The following is a 20,483-nucleotide window of genomic DNA, read 5'->3' as shown; positions in this document are numbered from 1 at the left end:
GTGGAGAGCACGTGTATTTCACGGATCGCGGTATCGAGGAGCTGGAGAGCCGGCGCGGCGAGGAGGAGGTCACCCTCGGCTGGGTGGCCGATCAGCTCCGCACCTTTGTCGACCTGAACCCCGACTTCGAGGTTCCGGTCGAGCGGCTGGCCACGTGGCTGGCGCGGCTGGATGACGAGGACGAGGACTGACGCCGCGGCTGCGCGCTGCGCGCGCGGTTCGTCGGTGCCACGGTGCGCTGGGCAGGGGGTGCGCGTCCCACGCCTCTGCCCGGTGGGTGGGGGCTGGGGGCCGCATAGGAGCCGCATAGGGGCCGCCCTCCCCCAGCCTTCGGCCGGAGTGCCCCTGCCCCCCACGGCACCGCTGAGTCCCCGGTGATGCATTGATCGACCCTGCACCCCGGCTGCCTGCGGGGAGCCCCTGTACGGCCCCGAGTCCGCGCCGTTCGCGGCTTCCCCTTCGTCGTGGCCGGTTCCGGATCAGTCGCGGCAACCGTCGCCCCACTTGTGCCGCGTGCGGGCCTTGGAAAGGAGCCGGGGCGCGATATATCGTGTTCACCGATACGCGATATGTTGCGTCGCCGTCGTCCAGGGGAGGCCAGACATGTCAGACCGGACCGAGTGGTCGGTCTCCGAGCCGTGCACGCTGGAGGTCGAGGGGGCCGTCACCGCGCTGGAGGTACGGGTGGTCGGCGGTGCCGTCAATGTCGTCGGCACGGCGGACGGCGGGGCGGCGCGGGTGGAGGTCGGCGAGGTGTCCGGGCCGCCGCTGACCGTGCGGCGGGAGGCGGGGACGCTCGTCGTCACGTATGAGGACCTGCCCTGGAAGGGCCTGCTGAAGATGATCGGGCACCGGACCTGGCACCGTACGGCGGTCGTCTCGGTCGCCGTGCCCGCCGCCGCCCGTGTCGAGGTCGGCACGGTCGGTGCGAGTGCGGTGATCTCGGGAATCTCCGGGCGTACGGAGCTGCGCGGGGTGACCGGCGACAGCACCCTCGTGGGGCTGACCGGGCCGGTGCGGGCCGAGACCGTGTCCGGCCGGGTCGAGGGGCAGGCCGTCGCGGGGGATCTGAGCTTCCACTCCGTCTCCGGGGACCTGACGCTCCTGGAGGCGGCGGGCGGTTCCGTGAAGGCCGAGTCGGTCAGCGGTGACATGGTGCTGGATCTGGATCCGGCGGCCAAGGGGACGGATGTGCGGCTGACCACGGTCTCCGGTGAGGTCGCGATCCGGCTGCCCGCGCCGGGTGACACGGAGGTCGAGGCGAACACCACCAGCGGTACGGTCGCCAACGCCTTCGAGGATCTACGGGTGGGCGGCCGGTGGGGGGCCAAGCGGATCACGGGCCGGCTCGGCTCGGGCAGCGGCACCTTGAAGGTCACCACGGTCTCCGGGGGCCTGGCCCTGCTGCGCCGCCCGCCGTCCGAGGACCATTTCGACTCCCCCGCCGACAAGAAGGTGCTCTGAAAGCCATGCCCCCCGTCTTCGCCCACGGCCGCCTCCGCCTCTACCTCCTGAAGTTGCTGGACGAGGCCCCGCGGCACGGTTACGAGATCATCCGGCTCCTGGAGGAGCGCTTCCAGGGGCTGTACGCGCCGTCCGCCGGGACGGTCTATCCGCGGCTGGCCAAGCTGGAGGCCGAGGGTCTGGTCACCCACACCACCGAGGGCGGCCGCAAGGTGTATGCGATCACCTCGGCGGGCCGCGCCGAGCTGGCGGACCGGGGTGGTGAGCTGGCCGACCTGGAAATGGAGATCCGGGAGTCGGTGGCGGCGCTGGCCTCCGACATCCGGGAGGACGTGAGCGGTTCGGCGCGCAACCTGCGCCGGGAGATGCGCGAGGCGGCCCAGCAGGCACGCAAGGACCGGCGGGGCGGTGCGGAGCACGGCTTCCCGGACGCCGCCGGACACTTCGAGGGCCGCTTCGACGACAAAGGCGACAAGGAGGCCTGGCGGCAGGCGAAGGAGGAGTTCCGCCGCGCCAAGGAGGAGTGGAAGGAGCAGGCCCGGCGGGCCAAGGAGGAGAGCCGGCGGGCGAAGCAGGACGCCCAGCGGGCCCGTAAGCAGGCCCGGGACGCCCAGTCGTTCGTGCGGGACGAGTTTCAGCAGGCCATCAAGCGCGTACAGGAACAGGCCCAGGAGCGCGTACGTACCGGGGACTGGGCGGGGGCGCTGCGCGAGGCGCTGTCGGAGGTCTCGCGGGAGATGGGCCGGTTCGGCGCAGGGGCGGAGCCGGGCGGGAAAGACGATGCCGCGGGTGGGGCGGACGGCCCGGAGGCGGTGCGGCCGGAGGCCGGCGACCGTGTGGTGACCGAGCCCGCGTGGGCGTCCGAGCCCGGTTCCGGGGACCCGGCCCGGGACTTCGACCGGCTGCTGGACCGCTTCCGGGACGAGCTGCGGGACGCGGCCCGCGACCACGGGGTCACCGCCGAGCAGTTGACAGACGTACGTCGCCGTCTGTCTTCGACTGCTGCGCACGTCGGAGCCCTGTTGCGTGACCCGGAGGCATATGCGGCCGGGCAGGAACCGCCGCACTGACCTCGTCGGCAGATCACCCGTCCGTCACGCAGAGTTGTCAGCAGGGGCCTGGATTCACCGCGCGTAATCGGGGAACTCAGACCCTCGCACGGCTTTTTGCCCGACGACGGGTCCTGCCGTAAGAAATCGCAGACCTGTGGCCGTGTCCGCCTTTACAGTCAACTCTCCTTGTCTGAACGGATCTTGAAGGCCAAGAGGTAAGCGATGTCGGAATACCCTGCCGTGGCCCGCCGGATGTGGCGCCAGCTGGAGCCCGTCCACGCCATGCTCTACTTCGCACCGGAGGCGTTCGAGGAGGCGGCGGCCCTCGGTTACGACACCGATTCCCGCTGGCCCAGCTACTTCGCCTGGCGTTCGGCGCCGCTCGGTGCCGCCGGGCCCGAGCTGGTGGCCGCGACGTTCTACAGCTTCAGTCCGCGGATGATCGCCCGGTACGTGCCGGCGATCTGGTCGACGGCGGCGCCCGGCAAGGTGCTGGACGCCCGGCTGCAGGCGGTGGACCGCATCATGACCGGCCTGCTGAGAGCCGGCCGGGTGTCCGCCGCGCAGATCGCCGAGGCGGCCCAATTGGCGCGGCAGGCCGCCGAGAATGCCTCCACGGCCGCCCGTCCGCTGGCCGCCGCCAACCGCGACCTGCCCTGGCCGGACGCCCCGCACCTGGCACTCTGGCACGCCATCACGGTGCTGCGCGAGCACCGCGGCGACGGCCATCTGGCGGCACTGCTGACCTGCGACCTGGAACCGTGCGAGGCGCTGGTGTCGTTCGCGGCGATCGGTGCCGCGCCGAAGGCCAACTTCAAGGGGCGCGGCTGGACTTCGCAGGAGTGGAGCGCCGCGCACGACCGGCTCGCCGCGCGCGGCTGGATCGACCCGGCCGGGCGGCCCACCGACCGGGCCCGCGAGGGGCGCGACGAGGTGGAGCGCATGACGGACCGGCTGGCCGCCGCCCCCTGGCGGGCGCTGGGCCGGTCCCGCGCGGAGCGGCTGGCCCAGCTGCTCAACCCGCTGCTGGGGGCGGTCTCGGAGGCCGGGCTGCTGCCGCGGCACGGGACGCTGGGGATCGGGGCGGTGAAGGTCGCGTATCCGTGACCTTCCCCTATCCCGCCGCGGCCCGCTCCTCCAGCACCCGTACGACGTCGGCGTGCGTGACCCCGTGTTCGGCCAGTACGGACGCGGCGAGGCCCGGTCCGGCCACCAGGGCGAGCAGCAGGTGTTCGTCGCCGATGTGCTTGTCCCCGCGGCCGAGTGCGACGCGCAGCGAGCGTTCCAGTACGGACTTGGCCTCCGGGGTGAACGGGCTGCGCAGGGAGCGTCCGCGGCGCGCGGGCGGTGTGGCGGCGGTATCGAGCGCGCCGGCGCCGTGTGCCTGTTCCACCCGCGTGACGATCTCCGCCACGTCGATGCCGAGCCCGGCCAGCGCCTCGGTGTCGGCGGCCGTCAGGCCGCCCCGGCGGCGGGCCTCGCCCAGCGACCGCTCCACGGACGCCCGGCGCTCGCGTACCCCGAGGGCGGCGAGCGCGTCGGCGCCCGGGGACTCCCGGCCGTCCAGCAGGGCGAGCAGCAGTTCGCCCTCGCCGACCGTGCCGGGGCCCGGCCGTACCGCGTGGGCGGGGGCACCCCGCACCACGTCGCGGGCGCTCGCCGTGAACCTTTCGAACATCAACGCCTCCCGTGCTTCTTGTGGACCGCCTGCCTGCTGACGCCCAGCTCGGCGGCGATGTCCTGCCATGACCAGCCCTTCGCGCGGGCGCTGCGCACCTGTACGGCTTCCAGCTGTTCCAGCAGCCGGCGGAGGGCGGCGACGGCCCGCAGGCCGATCCGGGGGTCCTGGTCGCCCGCCCGTTCGGCGAGCTTCGTTGCTTCGCTCATGATGTCAATTTAGGTTGACGCGTGGGCGGCTGTCAATAGCAGTTGACAGCCGGGGGTGCGGCCCGCTTGACCTCAAGTGCGCTTCATGCCGGAGGGTGCGTGCCGAGGAACCGGCCCGAAACGCGAGGAAACCCGATGACCAGCACGCCCTCCTACCCCGACGCCCGCCGCCCGGACGCCGGCACGATCCTCGTCAGCCCCTGGATCGTGCCCACGCCGGATCTCCAGCAGCGCGCGGCCGATGCCGTGCTCGACGCGTGGGAGCGACAGCCGCGCCCCGCGGCGATGCTCTCGCTCAGCACCTTCCTGAGCGACGACGGCAGTCATGTCCTGAACTACGCCCAGTGGACGGACGACGACGCGCACCGGAAATGGGTACGCCATCGGCGGCCCGCCGCTGTCGGCCGTATCGACGAGTCGATTCCCGGCATCCGCCGGCCCGGGGTGACCCGGTACGCGCGCTACCGCAGCTACGTATCCGAGGGGACCCCGGGGCGACACCCCGGCCTGCTGGCCACTCCGACATTCGCCACCACCGGCCCGGCGGCGCAGCGCGCGCTGGCCGACACGGTGCTCGACGCGCTGGAGCGGGAAGGGGTACCCGGTCTGCTCGGGGCCCACCTCCACCTCTCCAAGGACGGCAGCCGCGTCCTGAACTACGCCGAGTGGGAGCACTTCGACGCCTGGCGCGACTTCGCCGCCGGCGGCGCGTCCGGCCGTCTGCGGGCGGCCGTCGAGGCCGTCGAGGGCGTGACGGCCTCGGCGGCCGCACCCGCGCTTCCGGGGCACGCCGGTGTGACGCACTACCGCCTGCACCGGAGCCTGGTGAACGTGCCGGCGCCCTGAGGTTCCGGGCCGCGGCCGGGCCCGCTCAGCCGAAGATCCGGTCGAGGTGGTAGTCGATGACGGCCTGGACCTCGGCCATCGTGCGGCGGCCGTGCAGCACGTCGAGGCCCAGCCCGGAGACGCCCGACACCAGCAGGTCGGCCTCGCGCCCGGCATCGACGCCGGGTCGCGCGCCGCCGGCCTCCCGGATCAGGGTGGCGACCAGGGACTCCACCGCCTGCTCGCCGTGCAGGAAGACCTCGGCCATCGCCGGGTCGGTCAGGCTGCGGACGAAGTACGCGGTGAACACGCGCAGCGCCAGGGCGCGTTGCTCGTCCAGCGGCAGGAACTCGATCAGCACGGCGCGCAGTACGGCCCGCAGGTCACCGGCGTCGTACAGGTCCGCCATACGCGCGCGGGCGCGGCGGTCGTTCTCCTCGTGCAGCATCCGCAGCGACTCGACCAGCAGCCGGTGCTTGCTGCCGAAGTAGTACTGCACCACCCGCAGCGACACCCCGGCCTCCGCCGCGACCTCACGCATGCTCGCGGACTCCAGGCCGCGGCCGGCCGCGATCCGCCAGACGGCCTCGGCGACCGCACGGCGGCGCCGTTCCCGCGCACCGTCCGGGAGTGGCGGGGATGGCGGGGGCTGCTGTCCGGGTACGGCCGGGGCGCGTTCGCCGGGGGCCCGCTCATGGGCCTTCTTCCGCCGTCGGTACGCCTTCGCCTGGCAGCTTCGCGAGCAGTAGGCGGGCGGGCGCCCCCGTACCGCCGCGGGCAGCCCGGTCCCGCAGACCCGGCACCGGGTCATCTCGGCCGACTCGGCCGACTCGGCCGACTCGGCCGACTCGGCCGACTCGGCCGACTCGGCCGACTCGGCCTTATTTTCGTCACGCACGAGAACAGGATATCGCGCCACGGAAGCGTGACGAATAGCAGGATCACGCAAGCCAGTCAAGACACCCGGGTGAGACCTTTGATACGCTCGTATCCATAGCACGGCAATACCGTCACGGAACGGGGAGACGACCATGAATGAAGGCTGGTACCGGCTGCTGTCCATCCTGGTGCTCGTCGCGGGTTTCTGGGAGGGACCGGCGGCCATCCTGTACCGGATCATCGGCAACGACGACGGCACCCTCATGCGGGCCGCCAACTACCTGGACGGGCCCTGGAACTACGTCGTCTCGGGCGTGGTCATCGGGATCACGGTCGCCCTGCTCGCCGTACTGGACAAGGGGCGCGAGAAGGCGCTCGCCCGCGAGCGGGACGCCGGGGCCGCCCACAGCCACGCGGGCTGAGCGCGGCCCCGGCGCCGTCCGGCGTCACACCGGCTCGTAGACCTGCCCGGTCTGCCCGCCCTCGACCGACCGCACGTACGCCGCGGCCACCTGCGCCAGGCCGACCGGCTTGACGCCGGGGAAGAAGGCGCCGTGTTCCGCGAGGGATTCGGTGACCACGGTCGGACTCACGGCGTTCACGCGCTGCGGGGCGATGTCGACGGCGGCGGCCCGTACGAACGACTCCACCGCGCCGTTGGCCATCGCCGCGGCGCTGCCGGTGGGGATGGGGTCGCGGGAGAGCACCCCGGTGATCAGGGTGAAGGAGCCGCGCCCGGCGATGCGGGTGGTGCCCTGGCGGACCAGTTCTATCTGGCTGAGCACCTTGCCGCGGAAGCCCGCCGCGTAGTCCTCGGCTGTCATCTCGGCGACCGGCTTGAACGGGACGTCGCCTGCCGCGCTCACCACGGCGTCCAGGGTTCCGGCCCGTTCGGCGGCCCGGTCGTACGCCTCGGTGACCTGCGCGGGGTCGCAGATGTCCAGGCGCAGGTCGCCGCCGCGGCGGCCGACGGTGATGATCTCGTGGCCGCGTGCGGCCAGCGTCTCGTGCACGGCGGTGCCCAGTTTCCCGGTCGCGCCGATCAGCAGAATCCTCATGCCGCCGACGCTAGGCCGGGCCGTTCCGGGGAGGGAAATACCTTTCGTACGGGATTTATGCTCGGGGGTCATGAGTGGTGAGCGGCGCGGGTACGGGCGCCCACGCCAGGGCTCGGACGGAGGCGCGCGGTGAACGTGGAGTTGCGGCACCTACGGGCGCTGGCCGCCATCGGGGACGAGGGCACGATCACCGGCGCGGCGGCGGTCCTGCACGTCAGCCAGCCCGCGCTGTCACGCACGCTGGAGCAGTTGGAGAGCCGTCTGGGCACCTCGCTGGTCGAGCGGACCACCCGCAGCCTGCGGCTCACCGCGGCGGGCCGGCGGCTGTACGGGCACGCCCACCGCATCCTCGCCCAGCTCGACGACGCGCTGGCGGAGGCGGCGGCCGGGCCGCGCCCGCTGCGCGTCGGCTTCGCCTGGGCCGCGCTCGGCCGGCACACGGTGCCGCTGCTGCGGGACTGGCGGGGCGAGCATCCCGGTGAGCCCGTCGAGGTGCACCGGCTCCCCGACGCCGAGGCCACGCTGCGCCGGGGCGCCGTCGATCTGGCCTTCCTGCGTACGGTCCCGACGGACGACGGGGTGCTGGACACCGTGGCGCTGTACCGCGAACGCCGGATCGCCGCCGTGTGCGAGAGCGATCCGCTGGCCGGGGAGGCGGCGGTCACGCTCGCCGACCTGACGCGGCACGCCATCGCGCTGTGCGCCACCGCGTGCACGACCACCGCCGCGCTGTGGCCCGCCGGGCAGCGTCCGCGCAGCACCTTCGAGGTCGCCAATGTCGACGAGTGGCTGACCATGATCGCGACGGGTGCGGCGGCCGGGGTGACGGCCGAGGCCACCGTGCACAGCCATCCGCACCCGGGCGTCCGCTATCTGCCGATCACCGACGCCGGGCCGGTCACGGTCCTGCTGGCCCGGCCCCGGACGGCCACCCACCCGGCCACCGGCGCCTTCGCCGACCACGCGCGGCGGGTCCTGCGCCGCGCCGGTGCGACCGGCGCTCCGGTCACGGACGGTGCGGCTCCCCCGGCCGACGGGCGCCGTGCCGGCGCAGTGCCGCGTCCAGCCGGGTGAGGTCCGCCGCCGGTCCGGTGAGGGCGATCGCGTAGCGGCGGCCGCGCAGACCGGGTGCGGCCGGGTCGGCGGTGACCACCCGGCGGTCCAGCGGGCCGTCGCCGTCCGCGGCCCGGCCGGACGGGTAGAGGTCCAGGTACGGTACGGCGGTCACCGGCGCCGCCGTGTCCGCCACCACGGCAGCCGCGGCGATCCCGTCCCAGCTCAGACCCTGTTGGACGGACCGGCCGCGGGTCAGCCACACGCCACGCTCGTCCACGGCGACGCACGGGCGCGCGAGCGCGCGCACCAGGACCCTGCGGATGAACACGCCGATCACGCCGAGGAAGAGCAGGCACAGCACCCCGGCGCCGGCCCGCGCGCCGGCCGGGGCGGGGCCCTTGCGCGGCCCCCGGGCGTTGACGAGGAAGGGCGCGTCGGTGCCCACCAGCGCGTAGGCCCCTGTGGCCGGCACGATCGCGAGGACGACGGCGACCGCGAAGACGGCCGGCGGCAGCCCGACGTACCGTTCCGCGCTGGTCATCGTGCGGCGGCGTTCCGGGAGACGTACTCCTGCGGTCACGGCGCCGGGCGCGGTGGTGGCGGGCGGGTCAGACCGTGCGGGCACCGGCCGCCGCCGTCCGTACGGTGAGGGTGACGACGGCTGCGACGCCGTCGGTGTGCAGCGAGACCCCGTCGTCCGCGGGCAGCAGGACCGCGTCGTGGCACTCCAAGGACAGCGCGGGCGCGGTGGGCTCGTGGCCGTCCAGGGTCGTACGGCCAGAGAGCGCGACGATCAGCCGCGTGCGTTCCTCGCCCGGATGGTGCGGGGCGGCCGCCGGGCACGGCCCGGCCGCGTACCGCTCCCGCGTCATCTCGACCGTCGCCGTCGAACGGCCGCGCCGCAGCATGACGTTGAAGTTGACGACCGGGCCGTCCAGGAGGCGGCACCCGGTCGTGGCGTCGCCGGGGAAGGCGAACGGGCGGTAGCGGCCCGGTGTTCGTGGCGAGCCCCGTCGACGGTCAGCTCCAGCCCGGCCCCCTCGGCCACCGTCAGGACACGGTCCACTCCGGGCAGGGCGGAGTACGGGCCGTCCCGGCCCACCTCGGCCAGGCTCACCCGCCAGTCGAAGGCGTCCCAGCCCGCACCGGGCGGCGCGGCGGCGATCTCCCGCGTCACACCGCCGCCGTTGCTCCAGGCCGACGCCGTACGGCCGGCCGCGCGCAGCACCCGCACCCGCACCGCGCCCCCTCTCCCCGTGCTCCGTACCTCAGACCGTCAGGACGACCTTGCCGAACATCTCGCCCTCGGCCAGCTTCGCGAAGCCCTCGCGCGCCCGGTCCAGCGGCAGCGTGGTGTCGATGACGGGCCGCACGCCCTTCGCCGCGCAGAAGTTCAGCAGCGAGGCCAGTTCGTCCTTGCTGCCCATGGTCGAGCCGACGACCTTCAGCTCCAGGAAGAAGATGCGGTTGAGTTCGGTGCGCTCGGGGTTGAAGCCGCTGGTGGCGCCGGAGATGACGAGCGTGCCGCCGGGCTTGAGGGACTTCACCGAGTGCGACCAGGTGGCGGCGCCGACCGTCTCGATGACGGCGTCCACCCGCTGCGGCAGCCGCTCGCCGGCGGGCAGGGCGGCCTCGGCGCCCAGTTCGACGGCGCGCTTGCGCTTGTCCTCGCTGCGGCTGGTGGCGAAGACCCGCAGGCCGGCCGCCGCGCCCAGCACGATCGCCGCGGTGGCCACGCCGCCGCCCGCGCCCTGGACGAGCACGCTGTCGCCGGGCCGCACCCCGGCGTTGGTGAACAGCATCCGGTAGGCGGTCAGCCAGGCCGTCGGCAGGCACGCGGCCTCGGCGAAGGACAGTTCCTCCGGCTTGGGCAGCACGTTCCAGGCGGGGACGGTGACCTGTTCGGCGAAGGTGCCCTGGTAGCGCTCGGTGAGGATGGAGCGCGGCTCGTCCGGGCCGACGCCGTGGCCGCTCTGGCCGATCACCGAGTGCAGGACGACCTCGTTGCCGTCCTGGTCGGTGCCGGCCGCGTCACAGCCGAGGATCATGGGCAGCGCCTCCTCCCCCAGGCCCACGCCGCGCAGCGACCACAGGTCGTGGTGGTTGAGGGAGGCGGCCTTGACGTTGACGGTCGTCCAGCCGGGACGCGCCTCGGGGGCCGGGCGCTCCCCCAGTTCGAGGCCGTTCAGCGGCTGGTCGCGGTCGATGCGGGCGGCGTAGGCAGCAAACATGATCCCAACGTAGGGCGCCCGGGGGCCGGGCGGTACCGGGCCGCGGTGTGACACGCGCCGCGCCGCCGGCCTCCGTCAGGCCCCCTGCGCGGGCCTCCGCGGTTCCCCGGCCCGGTCCCGGCGACGTACCGCGCACCGCGGCGGCCACCACGCAGCCGGTCAGTACGGCCCCCTCTCGTGGCTCTCGTGTCGCGGCCCGACGGAAAGGCCCCGCCCACGAGAGGGCGGGGCCTTGCGTGATCACCGGGTCAGCGGCGCGCGACGCCCTCCGCGCGGGCGGCGGCCGCGACGGCCGAGGTCACCGCCGGGGCGACCCGCTCGTCGAACGGCGACGGAATGACGCACTCGGCGCTCAGGTCGTCGGCGACCACCGAGGCCAGCGCCTCGGCGGCGGCCAGCTTCATGCCCTCGGTGATGCGCGAGGCGCGCACCTGGAGCGCGCCGGCGAAGATGCCGGGGAACGCCAGCACGTTGTTGATCTGGTTCGGGTAGTCGCTGCGGCCGGTGGCGACCACCGCCGCGTACTTGTGCGCGACGTCCGGGTGGATCTCCGGGTTCGGGTTGGCCATGGCGAAGATCAGCGCGTCCTTCGCCATCTTGGAGACCGCCTCCTCCGGCACCGTGCCGCCGGAGACGCCGATGAAGACGTCCGCGCCGTCCAGCGCGGTCTCCAGCGAGCCGGTCAGCCCGGCCTTGTTGGTGAAGGAGGCCAGCTCGCGCTTGACGTCGGTCAGGTGCTCGTCGCGGTCGGCGGTGACGATGCCCTTGCGGTCGCAGACCGCGACGTCACCGATGCCCGCCTCGACGAGGATCTTGGCGATGGCGACCCCGGCCGCACCGGCGCCGGAGATGACGGCCCGCAGCTGGCCGAGTGAACGGTTCGTCAGTTTCGCGGCGTTGCGCAGCGCGGCCAGCGTGACCACGGCGGTGCCGTGCTGGTCGTCGTGGAAGACCGGGATGTCCAGGCGCTCCTGGAGCTTGCGCTCGATCTCGAAGCAGCGGGGCGCGGAGATGTCCTCCAGGTTGACGCCGCCGAACGACGGCGCCATCCGCACGACGGTCTCGACGATCTCGTCGGCGTCGGTCGTCGAGAGCGCGATCGGCACCGCGTCCACGCCGCCGAACTGCTTGAAGAGGATGGCCTTGCCCTCCATCACGGGCAGCGAGGCCTCGGCGCCGATGTCACCGAGGCCCAGCACCGCGGTGCCGTCCGTGACGACGGCCACGACCTGGGACTTCCAGGTGTAGTCGTGCACCAGCTCGGGTTCTTCCGCGATGGCGCTGCACACCTTGGCGACGCCGGGCGTGTAGGCGAGGGAGAGGTCCTCGCGGTCACGGACCGGGACGGTCGCCTGGATCGCCATCTTGCCGCCGCGGTGCAGGAGGAAGGCGGGGTCCTGGCACTGCCGTTCCCCGCCGCCGGGTCCGGAGCCGGGCGCGCCCTTGGCGCCCGTATCCGCTCCCGCGGGCGTCTGCGTGTTACCGCCGTCATGGGCCTGGGCGGTGTTGGCTGTCACTGGTTCAACCCCTTAGTTCGTCAATCAGTTGAGGGTGTCCACTCCCTGGTCAAGGGGTGGGCGGGCACCGCGTCCGTGCCCTGCGCGACGGATGGCCGTCCCGCGGGGGGAGGTACGGACGCCGGGCGCGCCGCACGCGCGCCCTGAGCCCCGGATGAGGGGTGTAACGAACCTTTCTACCGGACGGGCGTGGGCCCCGACGAGTCGGATTCGTTACCCCCGGGTTCACAACCGCGGCATTAGAGGCGTAGGCCGCGAACCGGTGGAAGTGCCCTGCGAAGTGTCCGTCATACGAGACGCGGGCCCGTCCGGCCGCCCTCCCGGCCCGCCGTGCGGCGGGCGCCCCCCAAGGGGCACCTGGCATGTACGGCTTCACCCCCGTCCGTTATCCGATTTTGACCTGTACGACAGTCCGGATACCGGTGTCCGGATGGCAAGATTCCGTCACCGAACGAGGTCGCGACGCCCGAAGGTGTGTGCCCGGCCCCTGCCAGTCGGCATCTCCCTCATCCGCAGGAGGATCAGCATGACCGCAAGCCCCACCCGTCGCCCGGCCCCCGGCAGGTCTCGTTCAGCCGTGGCCGCCGCGACCGCGGTCGCGGCCTCGCTGCTGCTGCTGAGCGCCTGCGGCGACCAGACCGACGCGGCGATCGCCAAGCGCGAGGCGGCCAAGAACCGCAACCCCGACGCCCCGCTGTTCAAGCTGCTGCCCAAGGACATCCAGGACAAGGCGATGATCCAGGTCGGCTCGGACATCACGTACAAGCCGGTGGAGTTCCGTACCGGCGGCGAGGTCACCGGTATCGACCCGGACCTTGCGGATGCCCTGGGCAAGGAGCTGGGCGTCAAGCTCAACTTCAACAACGCCACCTTCGACACCCTCATGGGCGGCATGAAGTCCAAGCGGTACGACATCGCCATGTCGGCGATGACCGACACCAAGGACCGCCAGCAGGGCGTGGACAGTTCCACCGGCAAGAAGGTCAGCGACGGTGTCGACTTCATCGACTACCTCGACGTCGGCGTCTCGATCTATACGCAGAAGGGCAAGACCCAGGGCATCGACGGCTGGGAAGCCCTGTGCGGCAAGAAGATCGCGGTGCAGCGCGGCACCGTCTCGCACGACCTGGCCAAGGACCAGTCCAAGAAGTGCGAGGAGTCCGGCACGGACGCGATCTCCATCGAGGCGTTCGACAACGACACCGAGGCCCAGACCCGGCTGCGCACCGGGGGCGTGGACGCGGTCTCCAGCGACTACCCGGTCGCGGCGTACGCGGTCAAGACCTCCGGCGGCGGCAACGACTTCCAGCTGGTCGGCGGCGCGCCGGTCAAGGCCGCTCCGTACGGCATCGCGGTGCCCAAGGACAAGGCGAAGCTGCGTGACGCCCTGAAGGCGGCCATGGAGGCCATCGTCAAGAAGGGCAGCTACGCCCAGGTGCTCAAGAAGTGGAACGTCACGGACGCCGCGGTCAAGGAAGTCGAGCTCAACGGCGGCAGCTGAGCCCCTGCCCGAGCCCCGCCCGCCGCGTGCCCGCCCGGCCCGCGCACGGACCGTCCCTCCCGCCGAACGCTGAAAGGCAACACCCGTGTCAGTTGACGTCGACAAGCCGGCCCAGCCGCCGGCGGACGCCCCGCCACCCGCTCCCGAGCCGATCAAGGCCATTCCCGTCCGGCACTACGGGCGCTGGGTCGCGGCGCTGGTCATCCTCGCGCTGCTCGCCCTGCTCGTACGGGCCTTCGCCGCCGGCAAGGTCAACTGGGGCGCGATACCCGAGTACATGTTCAACGCGGACATCCTGCGGGGCCTGCGCAACACCCTGATCATCACGGTGCTGTCGATGGTCATCGGCATCGTCCTCGGCGTGGTCCTGGCCGTGATGCGGCAGTCGAAGAACCCGGTGACCTCGACGGTCGCGTGGTTCTACGTCTGGTTCTTCCGCGGTACGCCGGTCTACGTCCAGCTGTTCCTCTGGTTCAACCTCGGCCTCGTCTTCCAGTACATCGACCTCATGCCGGTCTACAAGGACGAGTGGTCGGACTTCATGACCCCGTTCCTGTGCGCGCTGCTGGGCCTCGGGCTCAATGAGGCCGCGTACATGGCGGAGATCTGCCGTGGCGGCCTGCTCGCCGTCGACGAGGGCCAGACCGAGGCGGCGCACGCGCTGGGCATGAGCCACGGCAAGACGCTGCGCCGGATCGTCGTGCCGCAGGCGATGCGGGTGATCGTGCCGCCGACCGGCAACGAGGTCATCAACATGCTCAAGACCTCCTCGCTGGTCATCGCCGTGCAGTACTACGACCTGCTGCAGTCCGCGCAGAACGTGGGCCGCGACGCCGGTCCCGTCGTGGAGATGCTCATCCTCGCCGCGGTCTGGTACCTGATCGCCACCTCGGTCCTCAGCGTCGGCCAGTACTACCTGGAGCGCTACTACGCCCGCGGCGCCAGCCGCCAGCTGCCGCCCACGCCCGTCCAGCGGCTGCGGGCCCGGTTCGCCGGCGCCAACCGTTCGTCGGCCGGAGGTGCCGCATGACCAGCAAGTCCACCCCCATGGTCAAGGCCGAGGGCGTCCACAAGTCCTTCGGCGCGGCCCACATCCTCAAGGGCATCGACCTGGAGGTCGCGCCCCGTGAGGTGTTCTGCCTGATCGGCCCGTCCGGTTCCGGCAAGTCGACGTTCCTGCGCTGCATCAACCACCTGGAGAAGATCAACGCCGGCCGGCTGTCGGTCGACGGCGAGCTGGTCGGCTACCGGGAGGCCAACGGCAAGCTGTACGAGCTGCGCGACCGTGAGGTGGCCGCGCGCCGCCGTGACATCGGCATGGTCTTCCAGCGCTTCAACCTCTTCCCGCACATGACGGCGCTGGAGAACATCATGGAGGCGCCGGTCCAGGTCAAGGGCGAGTCCAAGGCGACCGCCCGGGAGCGCGCGGGCAAGCTGCTGGACCGGGTCGGCCTGGCCGACAAGGCGGGCAACTACCCCTCACAGCTCTCCGGCGGCCAGCAGCAGCGCGTCGCGATCGCCCGCGCGCTGGCCATGGAGCCGAAGCTGATGCTCTTCGACGAGCCGACCTCGGCGCTCGACCCGGAGCTGGTCGGCGATGTGCTGGACGTGATGAAGGACCTGGCGGCGGACGGCATGACGATGATCGTCGTCACGCACGAGATGGGCTTCGCGCGCGAGGTCGGCGACTCGCTGGTCTTCATGGACGACGGCGTGGTGGTCGAGTCCGGGCACCCGCGCGACGTGCTGGGCAAGCCGCAGCACGAGCGGACGAAGTCCTTCCTGTCCAAGGTGCTCTGACACCGCCGGGGACAGCGCGGCAGGGCGCGGGAGACGCGCGACGGGCGGTACGTACGGGCGCGCCGGGCGCCTTCGTACGTACCGCCCGTCGTGGACGCGGCCCGCCGGACGGGCGGTGCGGTCTGTGCGGGGCTACTTCAGGCCGAGGACCAACGCGTCCGTCGGCGAGCGCCACACCGCGCGGGCCTCGCCGAAGCCGGACTCCCGCAGGACCTCGCAGTGCCAGGCCGCCGAGGGGGTGTCGCCGTCGGCGTGCTCACCGTAGATCTCGAAGCGCTCGGCGGTCGGGCCGGCGAGCACCGGGTCGGCGGCGGCCCGCTCCCACCAGGCACGCCAGTCCAGCGCGCCGGACTCCTTGGCCTCGTCCTGCCGCGCGTGCCGGAAGGCGCGCTCGGCCGCGTCGATGCGCGGGGTGTCCCCGTCGGGCATGTGGTCGGCGTTCATGAAGACGCCGCCCTCCCGGACCAGCCCGCCGAGCTGCCCGTAGAGTCCGCGCAGCGGTCCGGTGTGCATCCAGTGCAGGGCGGTGGCGGTGAGCACGGCGTCGTAGGAGTCGTGGGGCAGGGCGTCGGTCCACCGGGGGTCCTTGAGGTCCGCGCGGACGAACGTCACCCGGTCGTCTCCCCCGAAGTACCCCTGGGCGATGGCCAGCAGCGCCGGGTCGAGGTCCACGCCCACGCTGACGGCCTTGGGGAAACGCTTGAGCAGCCGGTCGGAGATACTGCCCGTACCGCACGCCAGGTCCAGCACCCTGGGCTCGGTGCCCACCAGCGCCTCGACCATGTCCAGCATCACGCGGAACCGCTCCTCGCGGTCCGGCATGTACCACTCCTGCTGGCGGTCCCAACTGTCCTGCCACCCCTGCCAGTCAGCACCGACGACGGTCTCGGTCATACCGTTACCTCCAGGCCGTAATACCCTCGTAGCAACAACACCTATTACGAACCCTAGACCGCGCCCGTAAGGACTACAAGTGGAACTGGCCTATTACTCGGACTACGCCGTTCGCCTGGTCAACACCGAGCAGCCCGAGCGCGGCGGCGACACCCTGACCTCGGTCGAGGCCGTGCGCGAGCTGTTCGGGCCGGCCCAGCAGATGGCCCGCCGGGTCACCGAGAGCGATGTGACGCGCCTGCGCGGGGTACGGGCCCGGCTGCGCGCCGTCTTCGAGGCGGCGGACGAGGGCGACGAGGTACGGGCCGTCGACCTGCTCAACGCGCTGATGATGGAGTTCCCGGTCAGCCCGCAGGTCTCCGGGCACGAGTTCCGCGACGAGGACGGCCGCCCCAAGTGGCACCTGCACATCGCCGACCACGCGGCCAACGCCACCGCCGGCTACACCGCCACCGCCTCCATGGGCCTGGCCTTCCAGCTCACCGAGCTGGGCGTCGACCGGCTCGGCATCTGCCAGGCACGCCCGTGCCGCAACGCCTACCTCGACACCTCGACCAACCGCTCCCGGCGCTACTGCTCGGACCGCTGTGCGACCCGCGCCAACGTCGCCGCCTACCGGGCCCGCAAGCGCCTGGACAGCGAGCGCTCGGCCCGTACCGGACGGACCGCCGAGACCGCCCAGGACAGCGCGCCCGACAGCGAGCGCTGAACACCGCGCGGCGGCCGCACCCGCACCCAGGCGCGCGCGACCACCAGCTCGTCCGGCACCACCCCGAACTCCCGGCTGTCGTTCTCCACGAACGGATTGTCCCCCTGCACCCACCAGCCGCCGTCGCGCCGCTCGACGGCCCGTTTGACGATCAGCAGGTCCTGCCGGAACGGGTGCCGCAGGACGACGACGTCACCCGGCCGCACCACCGCCCCGTACTGCACCACCAGCTGGTCGCCGGGCCGCAGCGTCGGCACCATCGACGGGTTGTAGACCTCGGCGAGGCCGAAGGCCCTCAGCAGCCCCTTGCGCTCCCGCCCGTGCTCCTCACCCTGCTCCGGTCCGCGTTCTTCCACCCGCTCCGGCATCCCCGCCACACCTCCCGGTCCCGGTCCGGTGACCGCCACGGCCCGGTCGCCCGTCACCGTTCCCATCCTCCATCAGTCCCGGCCCGGAACCGGCCTTTTGCCCTAAGACCCCGAGCCACCCGAGAAAAGCCTTCCCGTGGCGAGTAATCTCGCACCTGAGAAGACGATCACGAGGAAGGACTGAACATGCTTTCCCGCCTGTTCGCCCCCAAGGTGAAGGTCAGCGCCCACTGCGACCTGCCGTGCGGCGTGTACGACCCGGCCCAGGCCCGTATCGAGGCCGAGTCGGTCAAGGCCGTCCAGGAGAAGTACCAGGCCAACGAGGACGCGGACTACCGTACCCGGGCCATCCTGATCAAGGAGCAGCGCGCGGAGCTGGCCAAGCACCACGTCTCGGTGCTGTGGAGCGACTACTTCAAGCCCCCGCACTTCGAGAAGTACCCGGAGCTGCACCAGCTGGTCAACGACACCCTCAAGGCGCTGAGCGCCGCGAAGGCGTCCAACGACCCCGCGACCGGTCAGAAGGCCCTGGACCACATCGCCCAGATCGACAAGATCTTCTGGGAGACCAAGCAGGGCTGACCCGCCCGCAGCCGGAGCGGCCGCGCGTCCCGACCCGGAGACGCGGCCGCCCCGGCCCCGCTTCACCACCGCACCCGGTCCGCGGGGCGCCGTACTCCGGCGGCCGCGCGGGCCGGGTGCGGCCGTTTCCGCACGTTGGCACGTCCGCGCAGCCGCCGCCCGCCCCGGCTTTCGATAGGCTCGGAAGGTGAGGGCAGACCGCAGCGCAGCGGACCACTACGAGGTCGTGGCCCTGGCGTCGTCCGCGGGCGGCGTCAAGGCCCTGACTGCGGTCCTCGGCGACCTCGGGCCGGACCTGCCGGTTCCGGTACTGGTGGTCCAGCATCTCGACCCACGGCACCGCACCGTGATCGCCGAGGTGCTCGGCCGCCGCACCGCGCTGCGGGTCGAGCTGGCCCGTGCCGACGAGCAGGCCCGGCCCGGCAGGGTCTACATCGCACCCCCCGACCGGCACCTCCTGGTGGGACCCGGGGGTACGCTGGCGCTCTCCGGGAGCGAGCCGGTCCACTTCCTGCGTCCCTCCGCCGATCTGCTCTTCGAGTCGGTCGCCGAGGCCTACGGGGCGCAGGCGATCGGCTGTGTGCTGACCGGGACCGGCAGCGATGGCGCCATGGGGGTGGACGCCATCAAGTCACGCGGCGGCACGGTGATCGCGGAGGATCCCCGTACGGCTGAGTTCAAGGGAATGCCAGAGGCAGCGGTGGGTACGGGAGCGGTGGACTTCGTGCTGTCCCTGGAAGAGATCGCCGCGGTGATCCGCGGTCTTGTCGAGACCAAGAGGCAGTGATGGGGCGAGCTCGGGATGTCGAGGCGGACGAGGAACTGGAGCAGTTGCTCGCCTTCCTGAGGGATGCCCGCGGATTCGACTTCACCGGTTACAAGCGCTCGTCGCTGGGCCGGCGCATCCGCAAGCGGATGGCGGATGTCGACACCGGGACCTACGCGGACTACCGCGACCGTCTGGAGACCAGTGCCGACGAGTTCAACGCGCTCTTCAACACGATCCTGATCAATGTGACGTCCTTCTTCCGTGACCCGGACGCCTGGACGTTCCTCCAGCGCGAGGTGGTGCCCGAGCTGCTCGCGGACACCGGTACCGACGAGGAGATCCGGGTGTGGAGCGCGGGCTGCTCCAGCGGCGAGGAGGCGTACTCCCTCGCCATCATGTTCGCCGAGGCGATGGGCATGGAGGAGACCCTGAACCGGGTCAAGATCTACGCCACCGACGTGGACGAGGAGGCGCTGCGCGACGCCCGCTCCGGCCTGTACACGGCGAAGGCGCTGGAGCCGCTCGCCCCGGAGCTGCGCAACACCTACTTCGAGCAGAACGGCACCCGCTTCGCCTTCCGTACCGACCTGCGGCGCCGGGTCATCTTCGGACGGCACGACATCACCCGCGACGCCCCGATCTCCCGGCTGGACCTGCTGGTCTGCCGCAATGCCCTGATGTACTTCAACGTCGAGGCGCAGCGGCAGATCATCGACCGGTTCCACTTCGCCCTGCGCGAGCGCGGCTTCCTCGTCCTCGGCAAGGCGGAGATGCTGCTCAACGACGCCGAGCGGTTCGAGGTGCTCAGCATGCGCCAGCGCGCCTTCCGGCGGCGCCCCGGGGACGCCGGTCCGCCGTACCATCCGGCGCCCGCGAAGGTCCGGGTGGGCGCCGAGAAGCTGACCGCCGCCGCCCGCAGCCGGCAACTGCGCGACCTGATCCTGGACGCCGGGCCCGCCCCGGCCATCGCGGTCGACGGCGAGGGCACCGCCGTACTGATCAACAGTCAGGCACGGACCCAGTTCGGCCTGACCTCCAGCGACATCGGCCGGCCCTTCCAGGACCTGGAGATCTCCTACCGCCCCGTCGAGCTGCGCTCGCTGATCGAGCAGGCCGCCCACGAGCGCCGCACCCTGCGGGTCAACAGTGCCGAGCGGCGGGTCGGTGAGGAGATCCAGTACTTCGACATCCTCATCCAGCCGCTGATGGGCTCCAACGGGCTGCTCGCCGCCACCAACATCACCTTCACCGACGTCACCGTCGCCACTCAGCTGAAGTCCGAGAACAAGCGGGTCCGCGAGGACCTGGAGACGGCGTACGAGGAACTCCAGTCCACCAACGAGGAGCTGGAGACCACCAACGAAGAACTCCAGTCGAGCATCGAGGAACTGGAGACGACCAACGAGGAACTCCAGTCCACCAACGAGGAGCTGGAGACCACCAACGAAGAACTCCAGTCGGGCAACGAGGAACTGGAGACGATGAACGAGGAGATGCGCACCCGCACGGAGGAGCTCGACGAGGCCCGCGCCTTCCTCGAAGGGGTCGTCACCTCCATCGCCGCAGGCGTGGTCGTCCTCGACAAGGAGCTGAGGGTAAAGAGCTGGAACCGCGGCGCGGTGGACATGTGGGGCCTGCGCCCGGACGAGGTGATCGACGAGCCGTTCTTCACGCTGGACTTCGGACTGCCCACCGAGATGCTGCGCCCGGCCGTGGAGAAGTGCCTGGATTCGGGCAGGCGGACGGCGCCCTCGCGGGTCTCGGCCGTCAACCGGATCGGACGGGCCATCACCTGCAACGTGCTCTGCTCCCCGTTCGACCGGCACCACGGCGGTGTCGTCCTGCTGTTGGAGGCCGACCGCGGCGACAGCGGCAACTGAGCGCCACCGTG

Annotated in this window: 23 protein-coding genes and 1 pseudogene; 14 read left to right on the top strand and 10 right to left on the bottom strand. The window is 72.0% G+C overall.

Annotated features, from left to right (window positions below; genetic code table 11):
- The first annotated feature begins 11 nt into the window (after positions 1-11).
- The 4 genes from ACZ4Z1_RS11590 (at position 12) to ACZ4Z1_RS11575 (ending at position 3,623) form a co-directional block, all read left to right on the top strand.
- On the top strand, positions 12-191 hold the full coding sequence (locus ACZ4Z1_RS11590; RefSeq protein ID WP_468486381.1) for a DUF6104 family protein: 180 nt from the start codon (positions 12-14) through the stop codon (positions 189-191).
- Positions 192-603: 412 nt separating this feature from the next.
- Entirely contained in the window at positions 604-1,464 is an 861-nt protein-coding gene (locus tag ACZ4Z1_RS11585) for a DUF4097 family beta strand repeat-containing protein (RefSeq protein ID WP_468486380.1), read from the top strand.
- A 5-nt stretch (positions 1,465-1,469) separates the two neighbouring features.
- Entirely contained in the window at positions 1,470-2,534 is a 1,065-nt protein-coding gene (locus ACZ4Z1_RS11580) for a PadR family transcriptional regulator (protein ID WP_468486379.1), read from the top strand.
- 204 nt (positions 2,535-2,738) lie between these two features.
- On the top strand, positions 2,739-3,623 hold the full coding sequence (locus ACZ4Z1_RS11575) for an SCO6745 family protein (RefSeq protein ID WP_468486378.1): 885 nt from the start codon (positions 2,739-2,741) through the stop codon (positions 3,621-3,623).
- A 7-nt stretch (positions 3,624-3,630) separates the two neighbouring features.
- Here ACZ4Z1_RS11575 and ACZ4Z1_RS11570 read toward each other — a convergent pair whose 3' ends face one another.
- Positions 3,631-4,194 carry a Clp protease N-terminal domain-containing protein gene (locus ACZ4Z1_RS11570; RefSeq protein ID WP_468486377.1) on the bottom strand — a complete coding sequence of 188 codons (564 nt, stop codon included), beginning with the start codon at positions 4,192-4,194 and terminating at the stop codon, positions 3,631-3,633.
- Positions 4,194-4,403, bottom strand: a complete 210-nt coding sequence (locus ACZ4Z1_RS11565; protein ID WP_385226248.1) for a helix-turn-helix domain-containing protein — start codon at positions 4,401-4,403, stop codon at positions 4,194-4,196. Before ACZ4Z1_RS11565 ends, ACZ4Z1_RS11570 begins: the two co-directional genes overlap by 1 nt.
- A 135-nt stretch (positions 4,404-4,538) precedes the next feature.
- Here ACZ4Z1_RS11565 and ACZ4Z1_RS11560 point away from each other — a divergent pair, with 135 nt between their 5' ends.
- Positions 4,539-5,249 (top strand): antibiotic biosynthesis monooxygenase, encoded by a 711-nt coding sequence (locus ACZ4Z1_RS11560; protein ID WP_468486376.1) that lies wholly within the window; start codon positions 4,539-4,541, stop codon positions 5,247-5,249.
- Between the two features lie 25 nt (positions 5,250-5,274).
- Here the strand turns inward: ACZ4Z1_RS11560 and ACZ4Z1_RS11555 are convergent, their stop codons facing one another.
- Positions 5,275-6,126 (bottom strand): TetR/AcrR family transcriptional regulator, encoded by an 852-nt coding sequence (locus ACZ4Z1_RS11555; RefSeq protein ID WP_468486375.1) that lies wholly within the window; start codon positions 6,124-6,126, stop codon positions 5,275-5,277.
- A gap of 133 nt (positions 6,127-6,259) precedes the next feature.
- On the opposite strand from ACZ4Z1_RS11555, the gene ACZ4Z1_RS11550 reads away from it, so the two are divergent.
- Positions 6,260-6,529 (top strand): hypothetical protein, encoded by a 270-nt coding sequence (locus ACZ4Z1_RS11550; protein ID WP_468486374.1) that lies wholly within the window; start codon positions 6,260-6,262, stop codon positions 6,527-6,529.
- Between the two features lie 24 nt (positions 6,530-6,553).
- On the opposite strand, the gene ACZ4Z1_RS11545 is transcribed toward ACZ4Z1_RS11550, so the two are convergent.
- The gene (locus tag ACZ4Z1_RS11545; RefSeq protein ID WP_468486373.1) at positions 6,554-7,165 is read right to left on the bottom strand and encodes a short chain dehydrogenase; all 612 of its coding nucleotides are present in this window, start codon (positions 7,163-7,165) and stop codon (positions 6,554-6,556) included.
- 129 nt (positions 7,166-7,294) lie between these two features.
- Between ACZ4Z1_RS11545 and ACZ4Z1_RS11540 the strand changes: the two genes are divergently transcribed.
- Complete coding sequence (locus ACZ4Z1_RS11540) at positions 7,295-8,239, top strand: LysR family transcriptional regulator (protein WP_468486372.1); 945 nt, start codon at positions 7,295-7,297, stop codon at positions 8,237-8,239.
- Here ACZ4Z1_RS11540 and ACZ4Z1_RS11535 read toward each other — a convergent pair.
- The 4 genes and pseudogenes from ACZ4Z1_RS11535 to ACZ4Z1_RS11520 all read right to left on the bottom strand — a co-directional run bounded on the left by ACZ4Z1_RS11535 (position 8,172) and on the right by ACZ4Z1_RS11520 (position 11,969).
- Positions 8,172-8,846, bottom strand: a complete 675-nt coding sequence (locus tag ACZ4Z1_RS11535) for a hypothetical protein (RefSeq protein WP_468486371.1) — start codon at positions 8,844-8,846, stop codon at positions 8,172-8,174. The two genes, ACZ4Z1_RS11540 and ACZ4Z1_RS11535, sit on opposite strands and share 68 nt — an antisense overlap.
- Positions 8,830-9,398: pseudogene (locus ACZ4Z1_RS11530) on the bottom strand (HutD/Ves family protein). Before ACZ4Z1_RS11530 ends, ACZ4Z1_RS11535 begins: the two are co-directional and overlap by 17 nt.
- A 91-nt stretch (positions 9,399-9,489) precedes the next feature.
- On the bottom strand, positions 9,490-10,452 hold the full coding sequence (locus ACZ4Z1_RS11525) for a zinc-binding dehydrogenase (protein WP_468486370.1): 963 nt from the start codon (positions 10,450-10,452) through the stop codon (positions 9,490-9,492).
- Positions 10,453-10,700: 248 nt separating this feature from the next.
- Positions 10,701-11,969: an NAD(P)-dependent malic enzyme gene (locus ACZ4Z1_RS11520; protein ID WP_468486369.1), complete on the bottom strand. Its 1,269-nt coding sequence runs from the start codon at positions 11,967-11,969 to the stop codon at positions 10,701-10,703.
- 526 nt (positions 11,970-12,495) lie between these two features.
- On the opposite strand from ACZ4Z1_RS11520, the gene ACZ4Z1_RS11515 reads away from it, so the two are divergent.
- From ACZ4Z1_RS11515 to ACZ4Z1_RS11505, 3 genes are all read left to right on the top strand, one after another.
- Positions 12,496-13,470: an ABC transporter substrate-binding protein gene (locus ACZ4Z1_RS11515; protein WP_468486368.1), complete on the top strand. Its 975-nt coding sequence runs from the start codon at positions 12,496-12,498 to the stop codon at positions 13,468-13,470.
- Positions 13,471-13,555: 85 nt separating this feature from the next.
- Positions 13,556-14,500 (top strand): amino acid ABC transporter permease, encoded by a 945-nt coding sequence (locus tag ACZ4Z1_RS11510; protein WP_468486367.1) that lies wholly within the window; start codon positions 13,556-13,558, stop codon positions 14,498-14,500.
- Positions 14,501-14,517: 17 nt separating this feature from the next.
- Positions 14,518-15,270, top strand: coding sequence for an amino acid ABC transporter ATP-binding protein (locus tag ACZ4Z1_RS11505; protein WP_468486665.1), 753 nt, complete (start codon positions 14,518-14,520; stop codon positions 15,268-15,270).
- Between the two features lie 132 nt (positions 15,271-15,402).
- Here ACZ4Z1_RS11505 and ACZ4Z1_RS11500 read toward each other — a convergent pair whose 3' ends face one another.
- Complete coding sequence (locus ACZ4Z1_RS11500; protein ID WP_468486366.1) at positions 15,403-16,164, bottom strand: class I SAM-dependent methyltransferase; 762 nt, start codon at positions 16,162-16,164, stop codon at positions 15,403-15,405.
- Between the two features lie 79 nt (positions 16,165-16,243).
- Between ACZ4Z1_RS11500 and ACZ4Z1_RS11495 the strand changes: the two genes are divergently transcribed.
- Positions 16,244-16,873: a CGNR zinc finger domain-containing protein gene (locus tag ACZ4Z1_RS11495; protein ID WP_468486365.1), complete on the top strand. Its 630-nt coding sequence runs from the start codon at positions 16,244-16,246 to the stop codon at positions 16,871-16,873.
- Here the strand turns inward: ACZ4Z1_RS11495 and sodX are convergent.
- Positions 16,777-17,241, bottom strand: a complete 465-nt coding sequence (sodX, locus tag ACZ4Z1_RS11490) for a nickel-type superoxide dismutase maturation protease (protein ID WP_468486664.1) — start codon at positions 17,239-17,241, stop codon at positions 16,777-16,779. The genes ACZ4Z1_RS11495 and sodX overlap by 97 nt on opposite strands.
- A gap of 186 nt (positions 17,242-17,427) precedes the next feature.
- On the opposite strand from sodX, the gene sodN reads away from it, so the two are divergent.
- From sodN to ACZ4Z1_RS11475, 3 genes are all read left to right on the top strand, one after another.
- On the top strand, positions 17,428-17,823 hold the full coding sequence (sodN, locus tag ACZ4Z1_RS11485; protein WP_468486364.1) for a superoxide dismutase, Ni: 396 nt from the start codon (positions 17,428-17,430) through the stop codon (positions 17,821-17,823).
- Positions 17,824-18,010: 187 nt separating this feature from the next.
- Positions 18,011-18,610 carry a chemotaxis protein CheB gene (locus tag ACZ4Z1_RS11480; protein WP_468486363.1) on the top strand — a complete coding sequence of 200 codons (600 nt, stop codon included), beginning with the start codon at positions 18,011-18,013 and terminating at the stop codon, positions 18,608-18,610.
- Positions 18,610-20,472, top strand: coding sequence for a CheR family methyltransferase (locus tag ACZ4Z1_RS11475; protein ID WP_468486362.1), 1,863 nt, complete (start codon positions 18,610-18,612; stop codon positions 20,470-20,472). The genes ACZ4Z1_RS11480 and ACZ4Z1_RS11475 overlap by 1 nt, the downstream gene beginning before the upstream one ends.
- Positions 20,473-20,483 lie beyond the last annotated feature (11 nt).

The sequence above is a fragment of the Streptomyces sp. NPDC030165 genome, from assembly GCF_055573595.1.
Note: the sequence above shows the minus strand (reverse complement) of the source record. Positions and strands in the feature narration are given on the sequence as shown.